1 protein-coding gene is annotated in these 2,487 nt (G+C 57.2%); it reads right to left on the bottom strand.

The annotated features are described in order from the left end of the window. Window positions 1–522 precede the first annotated feature (522 nt). Entirely contained in the window at window positions 523–975 is a 453-nt protein-coding gene (locus tag ACZXDY_RS45480) for an RICIN domain-containing protein (protein WP_463719571.1), read from the bottom strand. Window positions 976–2,487 lie beyond the last annotated feature (1,512 nt).

Genomic DNA, 2,487 nt, shown 5'->3' with positions numbered 1-2,487 from the left:
GCGTCGCCGCCGATTTCCTGCTCAATCTGATCGCCTATAATCTGATCCGCATCCCCAAACTGGTTGCAGCCCAGCCACCCCAGACCTAGCCTCCCGGACGCGCCAGCCCAACGAGGCCTCCGCAACAAAAAAAAAACGCTTCATTCCTCACGTTTTTCAGCAGACTGCTAGAGCAATTTCCGATCACGTTACGTCGCCAGAGATCGGGCATAGTGCGCGCTGCGGCGGCCCGCACGCACCGTGACAACGTCGATGAGGCTGATAGGAAAGCTTATCAAGCAGTGCAAACTACTTTCGACATGCCGGGTACGGTAGTGACCCACATACAGTTGAAAACGCTCCAGGTCTCCTAAATTACCTAAATTGGATACACCATCAATTCAAATGGAGCACAGCTACGGCCTCGAACCGCTCGATCTTCGCCTCCGTTAAGTGAGAGTTTTGGAAGGGGGTCGAACATCTGGACGGCCCCGCCCTGTGAGCACACGTTGATGAAACCTCATCGTGCGCAGAGGATTTAAGTTACCCTGCAACTTCAACCTCGAGATCCGTAGCGCGCAGGCCCGCTAGTGGTACATGCTGCCACTTCTGAGCGACTGTGCCGTTCTCCGGATAGAGCCAAATTGGGTTGCCTTCTTGCTCTCTGCTATTATTGTTATCGATGCACAGGTTGCGATTGACTAAGCTGTAGATAGGACCTGGGTTCTCCCCAAATTCCCACTGCTGATTAGGGTTAGCAGCGTCGTAGAACTGAAGGTAGAGCCTAGCTTCTCTGATGGCATTACCGCTTGGCGCAAGTGCAAGCCGATCACTTGCGTGCAGCCTAATGGAGCCGGCGGCAAGGTCGATATCCCAGACAATATATCGAAGGGCGGCATGTCTTTTGCGAAGTACAATTGGAGCACCCACTGCCTGATCGTGCACGCCGATCACGAAGTCTTCATTCGCCTTGTATTTGATTATATAGCTTCCCATTTATAAGCATCCTTGCTTTCCGAAAGCGCTGTCCACCGCGCGATGAAGGTCTCAGCGAATTGAGCCTCACCACCACTTGCAGCAATATACGTGCCACCGGAGAACGTTCTGTGCAGTTGGAGAAAGGCGCGAAATCGTGCGCTTCCCTGTGCCCGCGGGATGCTTACATCTCAACGTTGGCTTCCCGACGCGCAATGTCTTCAGTCGGACATGGCTGAATAGTAAGGCCGTATGCGCGCCTCTTGCCATGAGATGGCTCGCCCAACACTGCGCGTCCCAAGATTGCTCGGGCGTACCGAGCCGATCCTCATCACGAGGACGAGCCGTGGCAGATTAAGGGAGGCCTTTGTCGGAATCGATGTGGCCAGGCTAAGAAATGCCGTCGGGATTGCGGATGCAGGCCGGGAGGGTAAGGTTCGGTTCTTCGGGAGGTCGATGCTTTCATTATCAAATCAACATGCGCCGCGTCATAGAGCGGATTGCCAACCGGTTTGACCGCGTCCACTTCTGTTACGAGCCGTCCCAACTGGCTATGGTCTTTATCGCCTGATCCGGTCACTCGGCCAAGAATGCACTGTGATGGCGCCATCATTAATCCCAAGCAAGCCGAGGGCGATCGTGTGGAGACCAACCGCCGGGACGCCGTTTCTCGCGCGGCTGCCACGCGTAGGCGCGCTAACGGCTTATGGCTTGCCGATGAAGGTCGCGAAGCGATGCGCGATCTCTTCGCGCCGCATCGGCAGCGGCTGACACGCCGCGGCATAGAGCGGAGTGTGCAGGCCTGCATCTCCGCCACGATCCGCACCTTCTCCTCGCCCATCCATCGTCGCGGCCGACGTTCCCCGGTGATCACCTCGACACGACGATAGGAATCACCTTCCAGCCCGCCATCAACATGGCATTTGCCATCGTTCCACCTCCACCGATCCGCTCATATCAGGCTGTATCGGGCGCTAGCCGAGGGACAGCTAGATAACAGGCCGGTTCCTGTCTCCAAGAGTAGTTCGTTTAGGAACCAATGGCTCTAACGGTAGAACATTTGGTGAGCGACGTCAGGACCGAATGCGCGCGACCCACGTGACCGCGATGAATAGGCTGAGCTGACGCGCGACGTCGATCTTCGTGCAGAAGTTTGGACATCCGATCTTGAACCAAGCACAGCTGAGACCCAACCCTAGCTGACGACAGTACGCGCTCGGCCTCCGCACCACCGATCGCACCGGTTATGTAGGCCAACAACGAAACTGAGGACGAGGATAACTGCGGGGCAGCGCGACCTTATCGATCAGCAGGGCGGGCAGATAAGGGGCGCATACTCGACGAGCTTTGCGCGGTGACGGGCTGGCATCGCAAGCACGCGGTTCGGGCGCTTGCCAGCCATGTTGCAATTTCGCCGGAGGCCCGGCGACAGCGAAGGCCGACCTATGGCGCCCCTATCAGGGATGCGCTGGTGGCGCTGTGGGAGGCCTCGGATCGGATCTGCGGCAAGCGGCTCAAGGTAATGATTCCGAC

It is taken from the genome of Bradyrhizobium sp. LeoB3 (assembly GCF_055456055.1).
The sequence above is the reverse complement of the archived record's forward strand: the minus strand, read 5'-3'. Positions and strand labels throughout refer to the sequence as shown.